This window comes from Streptomyces sp. YJ-C3 (genome assembly GCF_053891275.1).
Genome location: NZ_CM132685.1, coordinates 838,157 through 861,485 on the forward strand (window position 1 = coordinate 838,157; position 23,329 = coordinate 861,485).

16 protein-coding genes and 1 rRNA gene are annotated in these 23,329 nt (G+C 70.8%); 14 read left to right on the forward strand and 3 right to left on the reverse strand.

The genetic code is table 11. The features are described from left to right. Positions 1-141 precede the first annotated feature (141 nt). The 3 genes from ACVHNB_RS03750 to ACVHNB_RS03760 all read left to right on the forward strand — a co-directional run bounded on the left by ACVHNB_RS03750 (position 142) and on the right by ACVHNB_RS03760 (position 5,746). Positions 142-405, forward strand: coding sequence for a WhiB family transcriptional regulator (locus tag ACVHNB_RS03750; RefSeq protein WP_127831770.1), 264 nt, complete (start codon positions 142-144; stop codon positions 403-405). Positions 406-569: 164 nt separating this feature from the next. After that, positions 570-4,244 carry a glycosyltransferase gene (locus ACVHNB_RS03755; protein ID WP_456227405.1) on the forward strand — a complete coding sequence of 1,225 codons (3,675 nt, stop codon included), beginning with the start codon at positions 570-572 and terminating at the stop codon, positions 4,242-4,244. Then, positions 4,241-5,746, forward strand: a complete 1,506-nt coding sequence (locus tag ACVHNB_RS03760; protein WP_428952845.1) for a DUF5719 family protein — start codon at positions 4,241-4,243, stop codon at positions 5,744-5,746. The genes ACVHNB_RS03755 and ACVHNB_RS03760 overlap by 4 nt, the downstream gene beginning before the upstream one ends. A 15-nt stretch (positions 5,747-5,761) precedes the next feature. Here the strand turns inward: ACVHNB_RS03760 and ACVHNB_RS03765 are convergent, their stop codons facing one another. Continuing rightward, positions 5,762-6,259 carry a metallopeptidase family protein gene (locus tag ACVHNB_RS03765; RefSeq protein WP_428957580.1) on the reverse strand — a complete coding sequence of 166 codons (498 nt, stop codon included), beginning with the start codon at positions 6,257-6,259 and terminating at the stop codon, positions 5,762-5,764. A 321-nt stretch (positions 6,260-6,580) separates the two neighbouring features. On the opposite strand from ACVHNB_RS03765, the gene ACVHNB_RS03770 reads away from it, so the two are divergent. The 7 genes from ACVHNB_RS03770 to ACVHNB_RS03800 all read left to right on the forward strand — a co-directional run bounded on the left by ACVHNB_RS03770 (position 6,581) and on the right by ACVHNB_RS03800 (position 13,966). Beyond that, complete coding sequence (locus ACVHNB_RS03770) at positions 6,581-6,958, forward strand: DUF3499 domain-containing protein (protein ID WP_428952844.1); 378 nt, start codon at positions 6,581-6,583, stop codon at positions 6,956-6,958. 126 nt (positions 6,959-7,084) lie between these two features. After that, a complete protein-coding gene (locus ACVHNB_RS03775; RefSeq protein ID WP_456227406.1) occupies positions 7,085-8,701 on the forward strand; it encodes an L-lactate permease in 1,617 nt (538 codons plus the stop codon). 118 nt (positions 8,702-8,819) lie between these two features. Next, on the forward strand, positions 8,820-10,184 hold the full coding sequence (locus ACVHNB_RS03780; RefSeq protein ID WP_428952842.1) for a phosphomannomutase/phosphoglucomutase: 1,365 nt from the start codon (positions 8,820-8,822) through the stop codon (positions 10,182-10,184). Between the two features lie 150 nt (positions 10,185-10,334). Beyond that, positions 10,335-10,505 carry a Trm112 family protein gene (locus tag ACVHNB_RS03785; protein WP_428952841.1) on the forward strand — a complete coding sequence of 57 codons (171 nt, stop codon included), beginning with the start codon at positions 10,335-10,337 and terminating at the stop codon, positions 10,503-10,505. Positions 10,506-10,543: 38 nt separating this feature from the next. Next, positions 10,544-11,671, forward strand: coding sequence for an SIS domain-containing protein (locus tag ACVHNB_RS03790; protein WP_428952840.1), 1,128 nt, complete (start codon positions 10,544-10,546; stop codon positions 11,669-11,671). 49 nt (positions 11,672-11,720) lie between these two features. Further along, complete coding sequence (manA, locus tag ACVHNB_RS03795) at positions 11,721-12,872, forward strand: mannose-6-phosphate isomerase, class I (RefSeq protein WP_428952839.1); 1,152 nt, start codon at positions 11,721-11,723, stop codon at positions 12,870-12,872. A gap of 110 nt (positions 12,873-12,982) precedes the next feature. Then, entirely contained in the window at positions 12,983-13,966 is a 984-nt protein-coding gene (locus ACVHNB_RS03800; RefSeq protein WP_428952838.1) for a cation diffusion facilitator family transporter, read from the forward strand. Positions 13,967-14,137: 171 nt separating this feature from the next. Here the strand turns inward: ACVHNB_RS03800 and ACVHNB_RS03805 are convergent, their stop codons facing one another. After that, complete coding sequence (locus ACVHNB_RS03805; protein ID WP_456227407.1) at positions 14,138-16,234, reverse strand: fructose-specific PTS transporter subunit EIIC; 2,097 nt, start codon at positions 16,232-16,234, stop codon at positions 14,138-14,140. Between the two features lie 434 nt (positions 16,235-16,668). Here ACVHNB_RS03805 and ahcY point away from each other — a divergent pair, with 434 nt between their 5' ends. Both ahcY and ACVHNB_RS03815 read left to right on the forward strand, forming a co-directional pair. Beyond that, positions 16,669-18,132 (forward strand): adenosylhomocysteinase, encoded by a 1,464-nt coding sequence (gene ahcY, locus ACVHNB_RS03810; RefSeq protein WP_428952836.1) that lies wholly within the window; start codon positions 16,669-16,671, stop codon positions 18,130-18,132. A gap of 231 nt (positions 18,133-18,363) precedes the next feature. Continuing rightward, positions 18,364-18,978 carry a hypothetical protein gene (locus tag ACVHNB_RS03815; protein ID WP_456227408.1) on the forward strand — a complete coding sequence of 205 codons (615 nt, stop codon included), beginning with the start codon at positions 18,364-18,366 and terminating at the stop codon, positions 18,976-18,978. A gap of 23 nt (positions 18,979-19,001) precedes the next feature. Here ACVHNB_RS03815 and ACVHNB_RS03820 read toward each other — a convergent pair whose 3' ends face one another. Continuing rightward, the gene (locus tag ACVHNB_RS03820) at positions 19,002-19,994 is read right to left on the reverse strand and encodes an RDD family protein (protein WP_456227409.1); all 993 of its coding nucleotides are present in this window, start codon (positions 19,992-19,994) and stop codon (positions 19,002-19,004) included. A gap of 105 nt (positions 19,995-20,099) precedes the next feature. Here ACVHNB_RS03820 and ACVHNB_RS03825 point away from each other — a divergent pair, with 105 nt between their 5' ends. Both ACVHNB_RS03825 and ACVHNB_RS03830 read left to right on the forward strand, forming a co-directional pair. After that, complete coding sequence (locus ACVHNB_RS03825) at positions 20,100-21,107, forward strand: stage II sporulation protein M (protein ID WP_428952833.1); 1,008 nt, start codon at positions 20,100-20,102, stop codon at positions 21,105-21,107. 582 nt (positions 21,108-21,689) lie between these two features. Continuing rightward, positions 21,690-23,215: ribosomal RNA gene (locus tag ACVHNB_RS03830) — 16S ribosomal RNA — on the forward strand. The last annotated feature ends 114 nt before the right edge of the window (positions 23,216-23,329 follow it).

Below are 23,329 nucleotides of genomic sequence, written 5' to 3' on the forward strand. Positions count from 1 at the left end.
CCGCAGAGTGAATAAGGGGCCCAATAGCAGATCCCGGCTTGACTGCCCCGGATCGGCACACTTGTAATTTCACTCGTGTCGTTCAGCCGAAATCGGTAACGGCAACATCACGGGGACGCACGGACGGACGAGGGGCGCACTATGACCGAGTCGTTTCAGGATCTGCTGGTCGAGGACGCGGAAGAGGAACTCGGCTGGCAGGAGCGCGCACTGTGCGCCCAGACCGACCCCGAGTCCTTCTTCCCCGAGAAGGGCGGCTCCACGAGGGAGGCCAAGAAGGTCTGCCTGGCGTGCGAGGTCCGCTCCGAGTGCCTCGAGTACGCGCTCGCCAACGACGAGCGGTTCGGCATCTGGGGAGGACTGTCCGAGCGCGAGCGCCGGCGCCTCAAGAAGGCCGCTGTCTGACCACTGTTTTCGCGTCACGTTCGGCTCGTCGTCCGTGGGTTGTCCACAGGCGGCGGGCCGCTGCTGTTGCCAGCCGTTAGTGTGGGGCCCCGTCCGAGACGCCACCGTGTCCCCTACGGCCACGGGCGTCCACCGCAGTCCAACGAACCGGGGCCCGTACCTCGATGTCCGTGCACAGCCACCCGGCAGACCAATTCGGTACTGCCGCCGCCGCGTTCAACCCGGGGCACGCCACAGGGCTCGACCCGGGCAGCGCCCCCGAGTTCCCCAGGCATGTCGTCACCGCCGTCCTCGTCTCGCACGACGGCGCCCGCTGGCTGCCCGACGTGCTGTCGGGCCTGCTCGGCCAGGAGCGCCCCGTGCAGAACGCGGTGGCGGCCGACACCGGCAGCGCCGACGACTCCGCGGCCCTCGTCGGCCAGGCCCTCGGCGACGAGCGGGTGCTGCACCTCGCCCGCCGCACCGGCTTCGGCCAGGCCGTCGAGGAAGCCGTGCGCGGCGCCGGGGTGCTCACCCCGGACGAGCTGCCCTACTTGAAGCGGCCGAGCGGCTGGGACCCCGTCAGCCGCTCCTGGCGCGACGACGCGTACGACATGCCGGACCTGCCGCACGGCGAGCCCGAGCAGTGGCTGTGGCTGCTGCACGACGACTGCGCACCCGAACCGGACGCGCTCGCCCAGCTGTTGCGCGTCGTCGAGACGGAGCGCGAGGCCGGCGCCGACGTCGCGATCGTCGGCCCCAAGCTGCGCGGCTGGTACGACCGCAGGCAGCTCCTGGAGGTCGGCGTCTCCATCGCCCACTCCGGGCGCCGCTGGACCGGCCTCGACCGCCGCGAGCAGGACCAGGGCCAGCACGACCACGTACGCCCCGTGCTGTCCGTGTCCACCGCCGGCATGCTGATCCGGCGCGATGTCTTCGAGCAGCTCGGCGGTTTCGACCGCCGGCTGCCGCTGATGCGCGACGACGTCGACCTGTGCTGGCGCGCCCAGGCCGCCGGTCACCGGGTCCTCGTCGCCCCCGAGGCCGTCGTGCGGCACGCCGAGGCCTCCTCGCGCGAGCGCCGCACCGTCGACTGCGTGGGACGTACGGCGTCGTCGCCGCACAAGGTCGACAAGGCGGGCGCCGTCTACACCCTGCTCGCCAACGCGCGCGGGGCGACGCTCCCCTGGATCCTGCTCCGCCTCGTCTTCGGCACCCTGCTGCGTACGGTCGCGTATCTGGTCGGCAAGGTGCCCGGACAGGCCTTCGACGAGATCGCCGGCCTGATGGCGACGCTGCTGCGGCCGGGCCGGATCCTCGCCGCCCGCAAGCGGCGCGGCAAGGGCATGGTGGACGCCAAGGAGCTGCGGCCGCTGTTCCCGCCGCCCGGCGCGACCGTGCGGCTCACCGTCGAGCAGGCCGCGGGGAACCTCTTCGGCGGCTCCGAGCCCGAGACCTCCACGGCCGGACGCCACGGCGGCGGCGGTCTGGAGTCCGGGCCCGGCGGCGACGACGCCGACTTCATCCAGGTCGAGCAGTTCGCCCGCCTCAAGCGCATCGCCCGCAAGCCCGGGCCGATGCTCTTCGTCGTCCTGCTCTTCGTCTCCCTGATCGCCTGCCGAGGCCTGCTGGGCAGCGGCGCGCTCGCGGGCGGGGCCCTGCTGCCCGCGCCCGGTGACGCCTCCGCACTCTGGTCGCGCTACCTAGACGCCTGGCACGCCACCAGTACGGGCGGCACCCAGGCGGCGCCCCCGTACCTCGCGCTCATCGCCGCGTTCTCCTCCGTGCTGCTCGGCTCCACCGGCCTCGCGATCACCGTGCTGCTCGTCGGCTCGGTGCCGCTCGCCGGGTTCGCCGCCTACTTCGCCTCCCGCCCGCTCGTCGAGTCCCGGCTGCTGCGCGCCTGGGCGGCCGTCGCGTACGCCTTCCTGCCCGCCGCCACCGGCGCCCTCGCGGGCGGCCGCGTCGGCACGGCGGTGCTCGTGATCCTCCTGCCGCTCATCGCGCGCGCGGCCCTGTCCGCCTCCGGCCTCATGAACGACCGGGGCGCGCGCGGCAGTTGGCGGGCCACCTGGGCGTACGCGCTGCTGCTCACGATCACCACGGCCTTCACGCCGATCGTGTGGCCCATCGCCCTCGTCCTCGGCATCGCGCTCCTCGTGGTGCGCCGCGGCGACATCACCGCGTACGGACTGCGCTTCCTCGCGGTGCTCGGCACACCGCTGCTGATGCTCGCGCCGTGGTCCCTGACGCTGCTCCCGTTCGGCTTCTTCAAGGAGGCCGGACTGCCGTACGGCGAGGGCTCCGCGACCGCGACGAGCCTGCTCGGCGCCTCGCCGGGCGGCCCCGGCACCACGGGCAGCCTGCTGCTCATCGGCATCGTGCTGGCCGCGCTCGCCGCCCTGCTGCGCCAGGAGCGCCGCCTCGCCGTCCTCACCGCCTGGACCGTCGCCCTCGTGGCCCTGGTCTTCGCGGTCCTGTCGAACAACTCGACGTGGGCCGGCCCCGCCACCCTCGTGTACGGCATCGCGCTGCTCGCCGCCGCCGCGCTCGGCGCCGACGGCGCCCGCTCGCGCGTGGCCGAGCAGAGCTTCGGCTGGCGCCAGCCGGTGGCCGCGCTCATCGCGTTCGCCGCGGCCGCGGGCCCCCTGCTGCTCGCCGCGGGCTGGATGATCGCCGGCGCGGACGGGCCCCTGGAGCGCCGCGACCCGGTGCAGGTGCCCGCGTTCGTCGCCGAGGAGGCCGGCACCCGCGACCAGGCCCGCACGCTCGTCCTGGACGGTTCCACCGGCCAGGTCTCCTACTCGCTGGTCCGCGGCGCGGGCGCCCGGCTCGGCGACGGCGAACTGACCGCGGCAGCGGGCGAGAACAAGGGCCTCGACAAGGTCGTCGCCAATCTGGTCGCGGGCTCCGGCGCCGACCAGGCGGACCAGCTCGGCGGCTTCGCCGTGCGCTACGTCCTCGTCCGCGACGGGGCGCCGCGCCAGATGGGCCGCGTCCTGGACGCGACGCCGGGGCTGACCCGGCTCAGCCAGCAGGACGGCACCGCACTGTGGCGCATCGACCGGCAGGTGGCGCGGGCCGTCATCCTGCCCACGGCCGACACCGGTTCGACGTCGGAGCAGGCCAAGCCGGTCGCCGCCGGCCCCGTCGAGCTGCACACGAAGGTGCCCCAGGGCAGCGAGGGGCGCGTGCTGCGCCTCGCCGACCAGGCCGCCGAGGGCTGGACCGCCACGCTCGACGGCGCGCCCCTGACGAAGACCACGATCGACGGCTGGGCACAGGGCTTCGAACTGCCCGCGTCCGGTGGCACGCTCGACGTCACCTACGACACCCCGATCACGCACACCGCCTGGCTGTGGGCCCAGGGCGCGCTCGCCCTCGTCCTCGTGGTGCTCGCCCTGCCGGGCCGGCGCACCGACGTCGACGACGACCTCCCGGAGGAGCCGGTCGTGCCCGCCCAGGCCGTCGCGGGCGAGGGCCGCAGGGCCCGCCGCCTGCGCGCCCAGGCCGAGGCCGAGCAGACCGACGACGCCGCCGTACCGCCTCCTCCCCCGGAGGAGGCCCCGGTGGCCGACATCCCCCAGCAGCAGACGTACGGCGAGTGGGAGCAGCCCAGCTACGCGGGCGCCGAGTACGGCACGTACACCGTGGGCGAGCAGCAGTACCAGGGCGGCGGTTACGGCTACGACCCGCAGGCGGACCCCTACCAGGCGGATCCCTATCAGGCGGGCCAGTACGACCCGTACGCCTATGGGGGCACGTACGACCCGCAGGCGCAGTACGACCCCACGTACGAGCAGCAGCACGGCCACGGCAACGGCGCCGAGAACGAGCGCCCCGACGGGAGCCAGCAGTGAACCGCACGACCCTGTCCCTGATCGCCGTGGCGACGGCCCTGGCCGCCGTCACCGGGTTCGCCGCCGCCACGACACCGGGCGGCGCGGACGACGCGCCCGCCAAGGCGGCCGCCCAGCTGCCCGTGGAGCGCTCCAGCCTGCTGTGCCCTGCGCCCAGCCAGTCCGACCTCGCGGAGACGGCGTACACGTCGTACACGCCGTCCTCGAAGAGCGCCGAAGGCGCCGACGACTCGGCGGGCAAGGCGCAGCTGATGCCCGCGGAGACCGGGTCGAGCGACAGCGGTGCGTCCAAGAACAAGGCGAAGAAGCCCAAGGCGGTCGTCACCCCGAAGGAGCCCGGCAAGCCGGCCGCGGGCGAGGCCTCGGGCGCCGACGCGCCCGCCCTGATCGGCACCGCCGACGGCGCCCTGGCGCCCGGCTGGACCGTCCAGCAGACCACCGCGGTCGATGTCGGCACGGGACGCGGCCTGCTCGGCCTGAACTGCTCGGCCCCGGACACCGACTTCTACTTCCCGGGCGCGAGCACCGCCAAGGACCGCAGCGACTACATCCACCTCACGAACCCGGACGACCAGGCCGCGGTCGTGGACGTCCAGATGTTCGGCCCCGAGGGCGCCGTGAAGTCCGATGTCGGCGAGGGCATCCAGATCGGGCCGCACGCCAGCGTCCCGGTCCTGCTGTCGACGCTGACCGACAAGCCGTACACGAACCTGACGCTGCATGTGACCGCGCGCAGCGGCCGGGTCGCCGCCGCGGTGTCGGCCGCCGACGACAAGCTGGGCGGCGACTGGCTGCCCGCCTCCGCCGACCCGGCGGGCTCGCTGGTGCTGCCAGGCATCCCGAAGGACGCGACGAACGCCCGCCTGGTCGTCTTCGCGCCGGGCCAGGACGACGCCGACCTGAAGGTCCAGCTCGCCACCCCCAGCGGCACGATCACGCCCGCAGGACACGACACCCTGCACGTGAAGTCCGGTATGACGTCGGCCGTCGACCTCGGCGACGTGACGCGCGGCGACGCGGGCTCGCTGTACCTGACGCCCACCGACGCCTCCGTCCCGGTGGTGGCCGCCCTGCGCGTCACCCGCGGCAAGGGCCCCGACCAGGAGACCGCGTTCATCCCGGCCACCCGTGACATCGGCGCGCGCGCCACGGTCGCCGACAACCGCGCCAAGGGCTCCACGCTCGCCCTGACCGCCCCCGGCGCCACCGGCAAGGTGAAGGTCACCGCGTCGGCGGGCACCGGGGGAGGCACCGCGGCCACCAAGGAGTACACCGTCAAGGGCGGCACGACGCTCTCCGTCCCCGCGCCCGTCCCGGACGGTCTGAAGGGCTCGTACGCGCTGACGGTGGAGCCCGTGTCGGGCGGCCGGGTCTACGGCTCGCGGATGCTGGAAGAGAAGCAGGGCGACGTGCCCGCGTTCACGGTCCAGACGCTGCCCGACGACCGGGGCACGGTGTCCGTGCCGGAGTCCGACGAGGACCTCTCCGTCCTGCAGAAGTAGCCCGTACGGGGACGGTCAGTCCTCGCCGTCCTCGTAGCGGGGGTCGACGGTCTCCGGGGTGAGCCCGAGGACCTCGGCGACCTGCTCCACGACCACGTCGTGGACCAGCGCCGCCCGTTCGTCGCGCCCCTTGGTGCGGATCTCCACGGGGCGCCGGTAGATGACCACGCGCGCGGGCGTCCCGTCCCGCGCGGGGATCGTGCCGCCCAGCGGCACCGTGTCGGCGCCCCAGGCCTCGTCCTCGGCCGTCAGCCGCGGCACCTCGAGGACGAGGAAGTCGACCTCGGCGAGCTGCGGCCAGCGCCGCTCCAGACGCTCCACGGAGTCCTGTACGAGGTCCGCGAAGCCCTCGGCGCGGCTCGCCGCCAGCGGCACCTGCGGCGGCGCCACGGGACCGCGCATGCCGCGGCCGTGCCGGTCGCGGCGGCGCGGCGGGCGCGGCTCGGCGGGGGAGCGCGGCGGTACCTGGCCTTCGGGCGGTACCGGGTTCTCAGCGTTCGCGGGCCTTTCCATCACCGACGCAGCGTAGTCCTCCGGGGCGTCCGGGGCGGGGCCGCTCCGTATGGAGCACGGCATGTCGGATCCTGACCGATCAAGCCAATCTTGGGCCTGATTCCACGTCTTTCCCGGACCGCTGATCTCGTGACACTTGAAGGTATTTGTCCTGAGTGGTGACAGATTTCAACTGCCCGCCGGGGCGTGCGACCCCCGGTCCCCGCAGGTCACGAGCGCGCCCGCGCGCACCGGTGTGCGCCGTCTCACACCACGACACGGTGGGGTGACCTCGGGGAGAGTCGTCGCGGCCCGCTCAGGAGTGCGGTACCGTCCAACGCTGTGAGCCCTGTACGTCGCTGTTCGCGCACCGCTTGCGGCCGTCCCGCCGTCGCGACGCTGACGTACGTCTACGCCGACTCGACCGCGGTCCTCGGCCCCCTCGCCACCTACGCCGAACCCCACTGCTACGACCTGTGCGCCGAGCACTCCGAGCGCCTCACCGCGCCGCGCGGCTGGGAGGTCGTCCGGCTCGCCGGCGGCAGCGGCCCCGCCCGCCCCAGCGGTGACGACCTGGAGGCCCTCGCCAACGCCGTGCGGGAGGCGGCCCGCCCCCAGGAGCGCGCGGCCGAGGCCGGCGGCTCGGGGGCGCGCACCGCGGACCCCATGGAAGTAGCCCGCCGCGGCCACCTCCGCGTGCTCCGCTCGCCCGACAACTGAGCGCATACAGGGCGTAGTAAGCGCCTTCACGGGATCTTCGCCGTCATCTCTGTCACGCGCGTTGACGCGCGTTTGTTGAGGACAGAACAATTCGCCACCCTGACTCCGGGATTCCGGGAGGCGCTCGTGTTCGTCCAGCAATTGGAGCCCGTCGGCGGCTCACTCGGCCTGTCCGCCCTCGTCGCGGCCCTGCCCCTCGTCACCGTCCTCGTCCTGCTCGGCGCCGTCCGCATGAAGGCCCATGTCGCCGGCCTGATCGGGCTCGGCGTCGCCGTCCTCGTCGCCTGGCTCGCCTACGGCATGCCGCTCGGCCAGACCGTCTCCAGCGGCGCCCAGGGCGTGCTGTTCGGTCTCTTCCCCATCATGTGGATCGTCGTCAACGCCCTGTGGGTGTACCGGATGACGGTCCGCACCCGGCACTTCGACATCCTGCGCCGCTCCTTCGGGCGGCTCTCCGACGACCCGCGCATCCAGGCCCTCGTCATCGCGTTCTGCTTCGGCGCGCTCCTGGAGGCCCTCGCCGGGTTCGGCGCGCCGGTCGCGATCTGCTCGGTGATGCTCGTCGCGCTCGGCTTCGACCCGGTGAAGGCCGCGGTCGTCGCCCTCGTCGCCAACACGGCTCCCGTCGCCTTCGGCGCCATGGGCACCCCCGTCGTGACCCTCGCCCAGGTCACCGGGCTCCCGCTGGACGCCGTCGCCTCCGTAGTGGGCCGGCAGACGCCGCTGCTCGCCCTCGTCGTCCCGCTGGTGCTCGTCGGGCTCGTCGACGGGCGGCGCGGGCTGCGCGAGACCTGGGTGCCCGCCCTCGCCTGCGGAGTCGCCTTCGCCGTCGCCCAGTTCGTGGCCTCCAACTACGTCTCCGCCCAGCTCGCCGACATCGGGGCCGCCCTGATCGGCGCGGGCGCCCTGGTCGCCGTCCCGCAGGCGCGCAGGCCGGCCGCTGAACCCGTACGCGCCGCGATCCTCACCGGCGTACGCAGCGAGGACCTGGACGAGGAGGACCCGAAGCCCGAGGTGCTGCGCGCCTACGCGCCGTACGCCCTCATCGTCGTGATCTTCTCCGTGGCGCAGATCCCCGCCGTCAAGGACTGGCTGGCCGAGGCCAACCGGGTCTTCGACTGGCCTTTTCTCGACGTCGCCAACCCGGACGGCGACCCGGTGAGCGGCAATGTCTTCACGCTGCCGCTCGTCTCCACCGGAGGCACGCTCGTGCTGCTGGCCGGCGTGCTCACGGCGATGGTCATCGGGGTGCACGCGCGCGTGGCCGTGCGCGAGTGGTTCGGGACCGTGCACGAGCTGCGGTTCGCGATCCTCACCGTGACCAGCGTGCTCGCGCTCGCCTACGTCATGAACCTGTCCGGCCAGGCCGCCACCATCGGGCACTTCGTGGCCGCGGCGGGCGCCGGGCTCGCCTTCCTGTCGCCGGTCCTCGGCTGGTTCGGCGTCGCCGTCTCGGGCTCCGACACCTCGGCCAACGCCCTCTTCGGCGCCCTCCAGGTGACCGCCGCCCAGCAGTCGGGCCTGTCACCGGAACTCCTTGCTGCCGCGAACAGCTCCGGCGGCGTCCTCGGCAAGATGATCTCGCCGCAGAACCTGACCATCGCCTGCGCCGCCGTCGGGCTCGCCGGCCGCGAGGGCGACCTGCTGCGCAAGGTGCTCCCGTGGAGCCTGGGACTGCTGCTCGTGATGTGCCTGATCGTCTTCGCGCAGAGCACGGTGGTGCTGTCCTGGATGCTGCCCTGACCAGTAAGGACGCGCTGAGCCGGGTTCTTTGAGAGGAATGAGGGGTTCACGGCCGGTTGCCGGTGCGGCCAGGTAGTTTGTGGGGTCCGTGAAGGACTCCAGGAGGGCTGGGCCGGCCGTGGCTGCTGATCTGTCGCAGATCGTGAAGGCGTACGACGTGCGAGGGGTGGTCCCGGACCAGTGGGACGAGGAGCTCGCCGCGCTGTTCGGCGCGGCGTTCGCGCGTGTGACCGACGCCTCCGCGATCGTCGTCGGGCACGACATGCGGCCCTCCTCGCCCGGCCTCTCCCGGGCCTTCGCGCGCGGCGCCGCGGCCCTCGGCGCGGACGTCACCGAGATCGGCCTGTGCTCCACCGACCAGCTCTACTACGCGTCGGGCGCCCTCGGCCTGCCCGGCGCCATGTTCACCGCCTCGCACAACCCCGCGCAGTACAACGGCATCAAGATGTGCCGGGCCGGCGCGGCCCCCGTCGGCCAGGACACCGGCCTGGCCGAGATCCGCCGGCTCGCCGAGGAGTGGAGCGGATCCGGCGCGCCCGAGCCGGCCGCGACGCCGGGGACGTTCACGCGGCGCGACACGCTGGAGGACTACGCGGCGTACCTGCGCGGCCTCGTCGACCTGACCGCCATCAGGCCCCTGAAGGTCGTCGTCGACGCGGGCAACGGCATGGGCGGGCACACCGTCCCGACCGTCCTCGCGGGCCTGCGGCTGGACGTCGTACCGATGTACTTCGAGCTGGACGGCACCTTCCCGAACCACGAGGCCAACCCGCTGGACCCGGCGAACATCGTGGACCTCCAGGAGCGGGTCCGCGCCGAGGGCGCCGACCTCGGCCTCGCCTTCGACGGCGACGCCGACCGCTGCTTCGTCGTCGACGAGAACGGCGACCCGGTCTCCCCGTCCGCCATCACCGCCCTCGTCGCCGCCCGCGAGCTCGCGCGCAACGGCGGCACGGGCACGATCATCCACAACCTGATCACGTCGTGGTCCGTGCCCGAGGTCGTCAAGGAGAACGGCGGCACGACCGTGCGCACCCGTGTGGGCCACTCCTTCATCAAGCAGGAGATGGCCACCAGCGGCGCGATCTTCGGCGGCGAGCACTCCGCGCACTACTACTTCCGCGACTTCTGGAACGCGGACACCGGCATGCTCGCCGCCCTCCACGTCCTCGCCGCGCTGGGCGGCCAGGACGGCCCGCTGTCCGCGCTGGTCTCCGCCTACGACCGCTACGCCGGCTCCGGTGAGATCAACTCCACGGTCGCCGACCAGGCCGGCCGTCTCGCCGCGATCAGGGCCGCGTACGGGGACCGCGAGGGCATCACCCTGGACGAGCTCGACGGCCTCACCGTCACCTCGGCCGACTGGTGGTTCAACGTCCGCCCGTCCAACACGGAGCCGCTGCTGCGCCTGAACGCGGAGGCGCGGGACGAGGCGACGATGGAGAAGGTGCGGGACGAGGCACTGGCGATCATCCGCGCCTGACCGTCCCGCCGGCCGTCCCGCCGGGCCGGAGCGCCGCCGACCCGCGGCGCTCCGGCCCGGTCCGGCCATGATCCACCGGGCCCGCCGCGCCGCCCCGGCGGTACGCTGACCGGGCTGAACCGAAGCACCCGTACCCCGAAGGGAACCCCCATGCCGCTCGAAGCCGGCCTCCTGGAGATCCTCGCCTGCCCGGCCTGCCACGCCCCCCTCAAGGAGGCCGACGCCGAGCTGCTCTGCACCGGCGAGGACTGCGCTCTGGCCTATCCGGTCCGCGACGGCATCCCGGTCCTCCTCGTCGACGAGGCCCGCCGCCCCGCGTAACCGTTCCCGCGATTCCCGCGAGCAGGAGACCCGACGCCATGTTCGACGAAACGCTCCTGGACGACACGGAGGCGCTGGCCAGGGCCGACCGCCGTGGCCTGCTGCGCGGCGCGGCCGAGGCGGGCGCCCGCGTCCGCACGGCTGCCCGGCACGCGGCCGAGGCGGGCATCACCGACCTCAAGCCGGACGGCCGCCCGCGCGCCGTCCTGATCGCGGGCCCCGGCACCGCGGCCGCCGGCGTCGCCGACCTGCTCGCCCGGCTGGCCGGCGCGGCCTGCCCGGTGGTCCGGCTGCGCCCCACCGGCGTCGCCCCCGCCGCCGGCGCCCTGCGCTGGGACCTGCCCGGCTGGGCCGGCTCGGTCGACCTGCTCCTGATCGCCTCCCCGGACGGCACCGAACCGAGCCTCGCCCTCCTGGCCGAGCAGGCGTACCGGCGCGGCGTCACCGTCGTCGCCGTGTGCCCCACCGGCGCCCCGCTGACCGAGGCGGTGGCCGGCGCGCACGGCCTGCTCGTGCCGATGGCGACGGCCCCCTACGAGCAGGACGAACCGGCCGCGGCCTCCGCGCCGGGCGCCCTCTGGGCCCTGCTCACACCGCTCCTCGCGCTCCTGGACCGCACCGGACTGCTGGCCGCGCCCCCGGACGTCCTGGAGAAGGTCGCCGACCGCCTCGACCGCACCGCCGAGCGCTGCGGCCCGGCCATCGCGACGTACAGCAACCCGGCCAAGACCCTCGCCTCCGAGCTCGCCGAGGCGCTCCCGCTGATCTGGACCGAGGGCGCGGCCGCGGGCCCGGCGGGCCGCCGCTTCGCCGCCGCCCTCGCCGAACTGGCCGGGCGCCCCGCGCTCGCCGCCGACCTGCCCGAGGCGATGCCCGCCCACGGCGCGCTGCTCACCAGCGACCTCGCCGCGGGCGCCGACCCCGACGACTTCTTCCGCGACCGCGTCGAGGACGCCCAGGCCCTGCGCGCCCGCGTCGTCCTGCTCCGCGACCGGCCCACCGGCGGCCTGACCGCCGCCCCCGCCGCCCGCGAACTCGCGCTGTCCCACGACACCCCCATCAGCGAGCTGGAACCGGAGGAGGGCAGCGAGCTGGAGACCCTCGCGGAGCTGATCGCCGTCACGGATTTCGCCGCCGTTTACCTGGGCCTCGCCTCCACGGCGTGAGCTGAACCCGCGCCGTACTCATCGCCGTACGCATTGGAAGACTGGACGCATGGACCGCCTCACCAACACCATCCGCCCCTACGCCTGGGGCTCCACCACCGCCATCCCGCACCTCGTCGGCGCCGAGCCGACCGGCGAACCCCAGGCCGAGATGTGGATGGGCGCCCACCCCGGCGCCCCCTCGCACACCGAGCGCGGCCCGCTCGACGAGGTCATCGACGCGGACCCGGCGGGACAGCTCGGCGAGGCGGCGGTCGCCAAGTTCGGCCCGCGCCTGCCGTTCCTCCTCAAGCTGCTCGCCGCGGGCGCACCCCTCTCCCTCCAGGTGCACCCCGACCTCCGGCAGGCGAAGGAGGGGTACGAGGCCGAAGAGGCCAAGGGCGTCCCGATCACCGCGCCCGACCGCAACTACAAGGACGCCAACCACAAGCCCGAGCTGATCTGCGCGCTCACCGAGTTCGACGGGCTGTGCGGCTTCCGCGCGCCCGAGGAGGCCGCCGCGCTGCTCGAAGGCCTCGGCGTCGACAGTCTCAAGCCGTACGCCGACCTGCTGCGCGCCCACCCCGAAGAGGCCGCGCTGCGCGAGGTGCTGACCGCCGTCCTGAGCGCCGACCGCACCGAGATGGAGCGCACCGTCGCCGACGCCACGGCCGCCGCCCGGCGCCTCGGCGGCGCCTACGAGCCGTACGCGGGCATCGCCCACCACTACCCCGGCGACCCGGGCGTCATCGCGGCCATGCTGCTCAACCACGTCCGACTGCAGCCCGGCGAGGCCCTGTTCCTCGGCGCCGGCGTCCCGCACGCGTACCTGAACGGCCTCGGCGTCGAGATCATGGCCAACTCCGACAACGTCCTGCGCTGCGGCCTGACCCCCAAGCACGTCGACGTCCCCGAACTCCTGCGCATCGTCCGCTTCGCGGCCACCGACCCCGGCGTGCTGCGCCCGGAGGCCTCCCCGGACGGCGAGGAGGTCTACGACACCCCCATCGACGAGTTCCGCCTCTCCCGCTACGTCCTGCCCGCGGACGCCCCCGCCCACGACCTGACGGCCGCGACCCCGCAGATCCTTCTCTGCACGGCAGGCTCGGTCCGCGCGGGCGACCTCACCCTCGCACCCGGGCAGTCGGCCTTCGTCCCCGCGGGCGAAAAGGCCCAAGTGTCCGGTGACGGCACGATTTTCCGGGCGACCGTCGTGGCCTGACTCCCGCCTCACGCGTCCCGTGCTGCAACAATGACCCACCGCAAAGGCCGGGCAAAGCGGCAGCGCGACTCGCAGCGGCACGGGACATACGAAGGGACACCAGGAACAACATGAGTGCTTCAGGCGGAGCAAAGGCGATCGTGGCGGCGCTCGCCGCCAATCTCGCGATCGCGGTGGCGAAGTTCGTGGCGTTCCTCTTCAGCGGCTCGTCGTCGATGCTCGCTGAGTCGGTCCACTCGCTCGCCGACTCGGGCAACCAGTTCCTGCTGCTCATCGGCGGCAAGAAGGCCCAGCGCGAGGCGACCCCGCAACACCCCTTCGGCTACGGCCGCGAGCGCTACATCTACGCCTTCCTCGTCTCCATCGTCCTCTTCTCGGTCGGCGGCATGTTCGCCGTCTACGAGGGCTACGAGAAGATCAGCCACCCGCACGACCTGGAGCACTGGTACTGGCCGGTCGGCGTCCTCGTCTTCGCGATCATCGCCGAGGGCTTCTCCTTCCGTACGGCCATCAAGGAGTCCAACGCCCTGCGCGGGAAGCTCTCCTGGGGCCAGTTCATCAAGCGCGCCAAGGCCCCCGAGCTGCCGGTCGTCCTCCTGGAGGACTTCGGCGCGCTCATCGGTCTCGTCCTCGCCCTCCTCGGCGTCGGCCTGACCCTCGCCACCGGCGACGCCGTCTGGGACGGCATCGGCACGCTCTGCATCGGCCTCCTGCTCATCGCCATCGCCATCGTCCTCGCGCTGGAGACCAAGTCCCTGCTGCTCGGCGAGGCCGCGGGCACGGACGAGGTGCGGAAGATCGAGGAGGCCGTCGTCGACGGCGACACCGTCACCGGCCTGATCCACATGCGCACGCTCCACCTCGGCCCCGAGGAGCTCCTCGTCGCCGCGAAGATCGCCGTCCAGCACGACGACACCGCGGCCGAGGTCGCCCGCGCCATCAACGAGGCAGAGGCCCGCATCCGCGCCGCCGTCCCGATCGCCCGCGTCATCTACCTCGAGCCCGACATCTACAGCGAGACCGAGGCCGCGAAGGGCCCGGACCGCGAGGCGAGCCCGGGCGGCCCGACGCCTTCCCCGACGCCGGATCACTGATCTCTCTTCCTGTACGCGGAGGGGCCCCGCCGAGAATCTCGGCGGGGCCCCTCCGCGTACAGGGGCGCGGGAACGGCGCGACCAGGCCCCCTCCCGACGACACCACCCCCATACGCGAACGGGGCCGGTGAGCGCGAACTCACCGACCCCGTTCACATGAACGGCCCCGGGCTACCGAACCTCGGCCAGCACCCGCAGGATCGCGGCCTCGTCCGGCGCCGCCTGCAACCGCGCCCGGAACTCCGTGTCCATCAACTTCCGCGACAACAGCGCCAGAATCCGCAGATGCTCGTCCCCGGCGGCAGCCTCCGGCACCGAGATCATGAAGACGAGCTTCGCCTTCGTCCCGTCCAGCGAACCCCACTCGATGCCCTCGGCGGACCGCGCGAACCCGACGACCGGCGACGTCACCGCATCCGTCTTCGCGTGCGGAATGGCGATCTCCTCGCCGAGCCCGGTGGTCCCCTGCTCCTCACGCCGCAGCGCGGTGCGCACGAGCTCCTCGACATCGGCCACCTTGCCGGTGCCCGCGAGCATCCCGGCCATCTCACGGATGGCCGCTTCCTTGTCGCCGGCATCCAGCTCGACCTTGACGGTCTGCTCGGTGAGATAGCCGGAGAGCACCTCGGGCTCCGCGGATTCCGCTGACTCTTCGGGTGCCGCGGATTCCTCGGGAGCGGGCGCGGCGACCTGAGCCGCGGCCACGGCGGCCTGCGCGGCACCACCGGTGGCCCCGGCACCGACGCCCACGGCGGCGAGGGCGGGCTCGGGCCCGACCGGCACGCTCACCAGCGCCTCCCCGCGCCGCTTGCGCTCGCTGAAGTCGACCAGCGCGACGGTGGCCAGCGCGGTCACGACCGAACCGATGATCACGGCCACGAAGAACATCGGCACACCGCCCACGGCACCGAGCACCGCGACGATCGGACCACCGTGCGGCACCGCGTCCTTCACGCCCGCCATGCCCGCGATGGCACCGGCCACGGCGCCGCCGAGCATGTTGGCGGGAATGACCTGCGCGGGCCGCGCCGCGGCGAACGGGATCGCGCCCTCCGAGATACCGAAACAGCCCATGAACAGTGCGGCGAGACCGGTCTCCCGCTCCTGCTCGCTGTAGAGCCGCTTGCGGATGAGCGTGGACAGCCCCTGGCCGAGCGGCATGACCGGGATGGCGGCGGCACACATGCCCATGACCGTCTGGTTGCCGGTGGCGATGAGCCCGGCGCCGAACAGGAACGCCGTCTTGTTGACCGGCCCACCCATGTCGAACGCGATCATCAGCCCGAGAATCGCGCCGAGCAGGATCGCGCTCGTGCCGGTCATCCCGCTGAGCCAGCTGGTGAGGTGCTCGAAGACCCACGAGATGGGCTTGCCGATGACGTAGATGAAGAACAGGCCGAGCGACGTCGTGGCCACGATCGGGATCACGATGATCGGCATGATCGGCTGGGCGAACTTCGGGACCTTGACCTTCTTGATCCACACGACCAGATAACCGGCGAGGAAGCCGGTCACGATCGCCCCGATGAAGCCGGCCCCGGCCTTCGAGTCGTACAGGTCGCCGGTGTTGGCGATCCAGCCGCCGATCATGCCCGGCACGAGCGCGGGCCGGTCACCGATGGCGTACGCGATGTAGCCGGACAGGATCGGCACCATCAGCGTGAAGCCGATGACACCGATCTGGTTGACGTGCATCCAGAAGGAGCCGTCCGGGATGACGAGACCGCCCTTGGGGTCGGTGTGCCCGCCCAGGGACAGCGAGATGGCGATGAGCAGCCCGCCCACCACCACGAACGGGATCATGTAGCTGACGCCGTTCATCAGCGCCTTGTACGCGACGCTCCGCTCCTTGCCGCCGCCGGACGACGAGGGCGGCTCGGCGCTGCCGCCACCACCTCCGGCCCCGTGCACGGGTGCGCTCCGCACCTGCTCGATCAGCCGCTCGGGGTGGCTGATCCCTTCGGACACCCCGACCGACAGGACCCGCTTACCGGCGAACCGGCTGCGGTCGACGTCCTTGTCGGCGGCGATGATGATGCCGTCGGCGTCTTTGACATCGTTGTCAGTCAAGACGTTCTCGGCCCCGATGGACCCTTGCGTCTCCACCTTCATGTCGATACCGGCGGCCTCGGCCGCCTGCTGCAGCTTCTCCGCCGCCATGTAGGTGTGCGCGATGCCGGTCGGACAGGCGGTCACCGCGAGCAGCTTCAACCTCTTCTGCTGCTCGACGGCCCCTCCGCCCGCGTGGGGGTCGGCCGGACTGGTCACGTGGCTCTCCTTTGCGCCTTCGCATTACAAGACCGCGCAAGTGTTCGCGGTCTCACTCGCATCCTGCAACACGTCTGCACAGGTTCAAAAGCGCAAAGGTCCCGAATTGCCTGGTCTGACGCCACTTCTGCTTACGTGCGTCGGCCACTCAAAACCAGCCATGCCCCCGTCCCCCGGGGCCGGGACGGGGTGGGGCCCACTGGGCCGATCGGTGTAGATTCGTAACGAGCCAGACGTCGCTGCTGATGGCGGTCGGGCGGCCCGCACGCCGGGTCGGCCGAGGGAGAGAGGGCCTCCGACGGACTGCGCTGCGAGCGCCAGGGGACACCTGTGTCCCAGGGATGCCGCAGATCAGCCATGCGTGTACCCGTACCTGGGCATGCGCACCAAGCCCACCTCGACCGATCGCAACTGCACCGAGGAGCAGCTCACTTATGACTTCTGTCGCCAACCGACAGGACCAGGACTTCAAGGTCGCCGACCTCTCCCTCGCCGAGTTCGGGCGCAAGGAGATCACCCTCGCCGAGCACGAGATGCCCGGCCTGATGGCGATCCGCAAGGAGTACGCCGAGGCGCAGCCGCTCGCCGGCGCCCGCGTCACCGGCTCCCTCCACATGACGGTCCAGACGGCCGTCCTCATCGAGACCCTGGTCGCCCTGGGCGCCGAGGTCCGCTGGGCGTCCTGCAACATCTTCTCCACCCAGGACCACGCCGCCGCCGCCATCGCGGTCGGCCCGAACGGCACGCCGGACAACCCCCAGGGCGTCCCGGTCTTCGCCTGGAAGGGCGAGACCCTCGAGGAGTACTGGTGGTGCACGGAGCAGGCCCTGACCTGGCCGAACACCCCCACCGGCGGCCCGAACATGATCCTGGACGACGGCGGTGACGCCACCCTCCTCGTCCACAAGGGCGTCGAGTACGAGAAGGACGGCAAGGTCCCCTCGGTCGACACCGCCGAGTCCGACGAGCACCGCGTCATCCTCCAGCTCCTGAACAGCACGATCTCCAACGGTTCGCAGAAGTGGACCCAGCTCGCCTCCGAGATCCGTGGCGTGACCGAGGAGACCACGACCGGTGTCCACCGCCTGTACGAGATGCAGCGCGAGGGCTCCCTCCTGTTCCCCGCGATCAACGTGAACGACGCGGTGACCAAGTCGAAGTTCGACAACAAGTACGGCTGCCGCCACTCCCTGGTCGACGGCATCAACCGCGCCACGGACGTCCTCATCGGCGGCAAGACCGCTCTCGTCTGCGGTTACGGCGACGTCGGCAAGGGCTGCGCCGAGTCGCTGCGCGGCCAGGGCGCCCGAGTGATCGTCACGGAGATCGACCCGATCTGCGCGCTGCAGGCCGCGATGGACGGTTTCCAGGTCGCGACGCTGGACGAGGTCGTCGACAAGGTCGACATCTTCGTCACGACGACCGGCAACAAGGACATCATCATGGCCAGCGACATGGCCAAGATGAAGCACCAGGCGATCGTCGGGAACATCGGCCACTTCGACAACGAGATCGACATGGCCGGCCTCGCGAAGATCGAGGGCATCGTCAAGGACGAGGTCAAGCCGCAGGTCCACACGTGGACGTTCCCCGACGGCAAGGTCATCATCGTGCTGTCCGAGGGCCGCCTGCTGAACCTGGGCAACGCGACCGGTCACCCGTCCTTCGTGATGTCCAACAGCTTCGCGGACCAGACGCTGGCCCAGATCGAGCTGTTCACCAAGCAGTCCGAGTACCCGACCGACGTGTACGTGCTGCCCAAGCACCTCGACGAGAAGGTCGCGCGCCTGCACCTGGACTCGCTCGGCGTGAAGCTCACGACGCTCCGCCCGGAGCAGGCCTCGTACATCGGTGTCGAGGTCGAGGGCCCGTACAAGCCGGACCACTACCGCTACTGAGCACCGCGCACACCGCACCGCTCCAGTCGCCCGGCGACTGACCCGGCTGACAGGACAGGCCCCCGCACCCCCGTGCCGGGGGCCTGTCCCGTGCCCGGTCCACCGCGTGATCACGGTGGACCCGCCCACCGCTGGTTACGGTGGACCGCTCATCAGCCGCGCAGGTCACCAACCCCCAGGTCACCCGCAGGCCGACCGTCAGCAGGCCAGACAGAGGACCCCACGAATCCCATGCCCCGCGGCCGATATTCGCTCCACGATCCGCACGATCACACCCCCCTCGGTGAAGAGCACTTCCACTGCGCACCCGGCCCTTCCGGCTGGCGCTACGTAGCCCAACGGACCACCCCCTCCGGCGACCACGCCGGCTCGATCGACCTTGCCCTCGACGAGCTCGGCCGCCCCATCCGCCTCGAAGTGAACGCCGCGAGCTGGCAGGTGAGAGGCGCCGCCATCGACGGCGTCACCTGGGTGCGCACCGACCCCACCGGCACCCACGCCACCGAAGGAAACGCCCCGGCCCACGCCTTCACCGGTACATCCCCCGCGTTCCTCATCGCCACCACGCGTCTGCTGAACCTCACCCCCGCTTCCCCCTCGACCCGTGTCCGCCTCGTCGCACTGACGGATCCCGTCCTGGCCCCCCGCACCCTGGACCAGTCCTGGACCTTGCTGAACAGCGAAGCACACGCCACTGACAACGGACCCCTCACCGTGGACGAATACCAGGTCACAGCCCTGGACACGGGGGAGCAGCACTCCGTCCACATCAGCGGCGACGTGGTCCTGGCGGCCCCGGGCATCGAGCTGGAGGACCTGGAGACGCCCCCGTCCACGTTCGGCTGACGCCGGCAGGAACAGCGTCGACGTCAGGCAGGCGGGGCGAACCCGGTGGCCGGCGGCTCCGAACTCCCGGAATCCGACGCGGAGCTCCCGGCCGGCGACGCCTCGGCGGCCGAGGGACCGGAAACTGGAACGGCACCGGGCGCCGGAGCGACTTGCGGGCCGTACGCTCCCGGCACCGGGGCGGGCGGAACCGGCGCGACCGCCGGCGGCACGCCGACCCCGGGCCGCCCATGACCCCCGTACGCCCCGGGAGCACCGCTCTGCGGTCCCGCGCCGAAGGCCCGCTGAGCCTCACGCGACTGCCGCTCGTGCACCACCGCGGCCAGGAACGCCGCAGGCGGCACGTCGGTCGGCGCGGGCGCACCGGTGTGCGCGGCGAGATCGGCGGCGAGGCGCTCGGCCATGCCCCATCCGACCTGCGGATCCAACTGCCCCATCCGCGTGAGGTACTGACGCACCGCGAGCCACAGCCCCTCGGGCACAGCGGACAGATCCAGCTGCGCGAACCGTCCCACCAGCCACGGCGGCGGAGGCGGCACGAACGCCGCCTGCCCGGTCGGCACCCGCTCGCGCACCACGAGAGTCCCCGCGAACACGTCCCCGACCCGTCGCCCCCGAGCCGACACCAGCGAGGCGATGCACGCCACGACGCCGAAGGTCATCAGGATCTCCACGACCCCGACGGCCCCGCGCACCAGCGCATGACGGAACCGGATCGGCCCCCCGTCGTCCCTTACGACCCGCAGCCCGCACGCGAGCTTCCCGAGCGACCGGCCATGGCTCAACGTCTCCACCGCGATCGGAATCCCGACCAGCACCAGCAGGAACAGTGCGACGGAGAGAGCGGCGGCAGCGGCATCGTCCAGCGACGCGGTGGCGGCCACCACGGCGATCGTCACGACGATATAGACGGCGAACGCCACCACCAGATCGATGAGCACGGCGAGCGCCCGGCTCGGCAGCTTCGCGGGCCGCAGCTCCAGTGCCACGGCCTCACCCGTCACCAGCTCACTCACGCCGGCCACCCACCCTTCCCTGACCTGCCCTAGGAACCGCCAGTCTGCCAAGCTGAGGGCACATCGCGCCGCACAGGTGCCGGAAAGCGAGGAGCAGCAGACCGGATGGACCTCGATGTCTTCGTGTCCGCCCACCGGGCCGAGTGGGACCGACTCGACGCCCTGCTGCGCCGCCGACGCCGCCTGACCGGCACGGAGGCCGATGAACTGGTCACCCTCTACCAGCGCACGGCCACGCACCTTTCCCTCATCCAGTCGAGCGCTCCTGACCCCAGGGTCATCGGCCGCCTCACTCAACTCGTGGCACGCGCGCGTAGTGCCGTGACCGGCACCCGCCGTGCCTCATGGCGCGACGTCACCCGCTTCCTGACCCACGGATTCCCGGCAGCGGTCTACAAGGCACGCCACTGGTGGGTCCCCACCGCCCTCGTGTCCACGGCGATAGCCGCCCTCATCGGCTGGTGGATCGGCACTCACCCCGAAGTTCAGGCGTCCATAGCCGCCCCGTCCGAGCTCCGCGAGATGACCCGCCCGGGGGGCCAGTACGAGACGTACTACTCGAGCCACCCGGCGTCGTCCTTCGCGGCCCAGGTCTGGACGAACAATGCCCAGGCCGCCGCCATGTGCCTGGTCCTGGGCATCTTCCTGGGACTGCCGGTCCTGTGGATCCTCTTCCAGAACATGCTCAACGTCGGGGTGGGCATCGGCCTGATGACCTCCGTCGGCCGGCTCGACACCTTCCTGGGCCTGATCCTCCCGCACGGCCTCCTCGAACTGACCGCGGTCTTCGTAGCGGCAGGCACCGGACTCCGCCTCGGCTGGACGGTCATCGACCCCGGCCCTCGCACCCGTAGGACAGCCCTCGCGGAGGAGGGCCGCGCAGCCCTCGGCATGGCCATCGGCCTGGCCCTGGTCCTCTTCGTCTCCGGAGCCATCGAAGGCTTCGTCACCCCCTCCGGCCTCCCGACCTGGGCCCGCATCGGGATCGGCATCGCCGCGGAACTCGCCTTTCTCACCTACGTCTATGTCCTCGGGGCCCGCGCGGTCCGTGAAGGCGAAAGCGGCGACCTGGAGACTGCCGAGCGCAGCGCGGTCCTGCCGACCGCTGCCTGATGTGCATCCGGCCTCGCTGACCTGCTAGTCTCCTCTTCGCCCCGGAAAGACCGTTGACACGGCCCGACTGGGGAGGTAGATTCGAACAGTTGCCCCGAACTCGACAAGTTCGGCTGCGGCGGTTAAAATCTAGCGCGCTTCACGAAATAACATTCATTCGCGAAGCCCCCGATTAATCGGAAAGCAAGAGCCGGTCAGACCGGCCCGAAACTTCTGATAAAGTCGAATCAGCCGAAAGGCAAAGGCCCTCCAGCGGCCACCGGAAATGAATTCCGAACCGGAAACGGAACGGAAAACGGATCTGGTAAGGTTGGAAACACGAAATACCGAAGGGAAGCGCCCGGAGGAAAGCCCGAGAGGGTGAGTACAAAGGAAGCGTCCGTTCCTTGAGAACTCAACAGCGTGCCAAAAATCAACGCCAGATATGTTGATACCCCGACTCACTTCGGTGAGTTGAGGTTCCTTTGAAAAAGTCCTGCCGGTCCTGGTGGCTGGTAGGCGCACAGCGAGGACGCTGTGAACAAGGGGATTATTCCTCTCCTTGTTCCGCTCTCGTGGTGTCACCCCGAGTACGGGGAAACATTCACGGAGAGTTTGATCCTGGCTCAGGACGAACGCTGGCGGCGTGCTTAACACATGCAAGTCGAACGATGAAGCCCTTCGGGGTGGATTAGTGGCGAACGGGTGAGTAACACGTGGGCAATCTGCCCTGCACTCTGGGACAAGCCCTGGAAACGGGGTCTAATACCGGATGACACTCCTTCAGGCATCTGAGGGGGTTGAAAGCTCCGGCGGTGCAGGATGAGCCCGCGGCCTATCAGCTTGTTGGTGAGGTAGTGGCTCACCAAGGCGACGACGGGTAGCCGGCCTGAGAGGGCGACCGGCCACACTGGGACTGAGACACGGCCCAGACTCCTACGGGAGGCAGCAGTGGGGAATATTGCACAATGGGCGAAAGCCTGATGCAGCGACGCCGCGTGAGGGATGACGGCCTTCGGGTTGTAAACCTCTTTCAGCAGGGAAGAAGCGAAAGTGACGGTACCTGCAGAAGAAGCGCCGGCTAACTACGTGCCAGCAGCCGCGGTAATACGTAGGGCGCAAGCGTTGTCCGGAATTATTGGGCGTAAAGAGCTCGTAGGCGGCTTGTCGCGTCGGTTGTGAAAGCCCGGGGCTTAACCCCGGGTCTGCAGTCGATACGGGCAGGCTAGAGTTCGGTAGGGGAGATCGGAATTCCTGGTGTAGCGGTGAAATGCGCAGATATCAGGAGGAACACCGGTGGCGAAGGCGGATCTCTGGGCCGATACTGACGCTGAGGAGCGAAAGCGTGGGGAGCGAACAGGATTAGATACCCTGGTAGTCCACGCCGTAAACGGTGGGCACTAGGTGTGGGCAACATTCCACGTTGTCCGTGCCGCAGCTAACGCATTAAGTGCCCCGCCTGGGGAGTACGGCCGCAAGGCTAAAACTCAAAGGAATTGACGGGGGCCCGCACAAGCAGCGGAGCATGTGGCTTAATTCGACGCAACGCGAAGAACCTTACCAAGGCTTGACATACACCGGAAAGCATTAGAGATAGTGCCCCCCTTGTGGTCGGTGTACAGGTGGTGCATGGCTGTCGTCAGCTCGTGTCGTGAGATGTTGGGTTAAGTCCCGCAACGAGCGCAACCCTTGTTCTGTGTTGCCAGCATGCCCTTCGGGGTGATGGGGACTCACAGGAGACCGCCGGGGTCAACTCGGAGGAAGGTGGGGACGACGTCAAGTCATCATGCCCCTTATGTCTTGGGCTGCACACGTGCTACAATGGCAGGTACAATGAGCTGCGATACCGCGAGGTGGAGCGAATCTCAAAAAGCCTGTCTCAGTTCGGATTGGGGTCTGCAACTCGACCCCATGAAGTTGGAGTTGCTAGTAATCGCAGATCAGCATTGCTGCGGTGAATACGTTCCCGGGCCTTGTACACACCGCCCGTCACGTCACGAAAGTCGGTAACACCCGAAGCCGGTGGCCCAACCCCTTGTGGGAGGGAGCTGTCGAAGGTGGGACTGGCGATTGGGACGAAGTCGTAACAAGGTAGCCGTACCGGAAGGTGCGGCTGGATCACCTCCTTTCTAAGGAGCACTTCTTACCAAGTCCTTCGGGACGAGGTCAGAGGCCACTACGTCGGCAAACGTTCGACGGTGGTTGCTCATGGGTGGAACGTTGATTATTCGGCACCGTCAGTC

Excerpts from the sequence above, each read along its gene's own strand:
- ACVHNB_RS03750 (WP_127831770.1), top strand. The coding sequence starts at position 142 with ATGACCGAGTCGTTTCAGGATCTGCTGGTCGAGGACGCGGAAGAGGAA.
- ACVHNB_RS03755 (WP_456227405.1), top strand. The coding sequence starts at position 570 with ATGTCCGTGCACAGCCACCCGGCAGACCAATTCGGTACTGCCGCCGCC.
- ACVHNB_RS03765 (WP_428957580.1), bottom strand. The coding sequence starts at position 6,259 with ATGGAAAGGCCCGCGAACGCTGAGAACCCGGTACCGCCCGAAGGCCAG.
- ACVHNB_RS03785 (WP_428952841.1), top strand. The coding sequence starts at position 10,335 with ATGCCGCTCGAAGCCGGCCTCCTGGAGATCCTCGCCTGCCCGGCCTGC.
- ACVHNB_RS03790 (WP_428952840.1), top strand. The coding sequence starts at position 10,544 with ATGTTCGACGAAACGCTCCTGGACGACACGGAGGCGCTGGCCAGGGCC.
- manA (WP_428952839.1), top strand. The coding sequence starts at position 11,721 with ATGGACCGCCTCACCAACACCATCCGCCCCTACGCCTGGGGCTCCACC.
- ACVHNB_RS03800 (WP_428952838.1), top strand. The coding sequence starts at position 12,983 with ATGAGTGCTTCAGGCGGAGCAAAGGCGATCGTGGCGGCGCTCGCCGCC.
- ahcY (WP_428952836.1), top strand. The coding sequence starts at position 16,669 with ATGACTTCTGTCGCCAACCGACAGGACCAGGACTTCAAGGTCGCCGAC.
- ACVHNB_RS03815 (WP_456227408.1), top strand. The coding sequence starts at position 18,364 with ATGCCCCGCGGCCGATATTCGCTCCACGATCCGCACGATCACACCCCC.
- ACVHNB_RS03825 (WP_428952833.1), top strand. The coding sequence starts at position 20,100 with ATGGACCTCGATGTCTTCGTGTCCGCCCACCGGGCCGAGTGGGACCGA.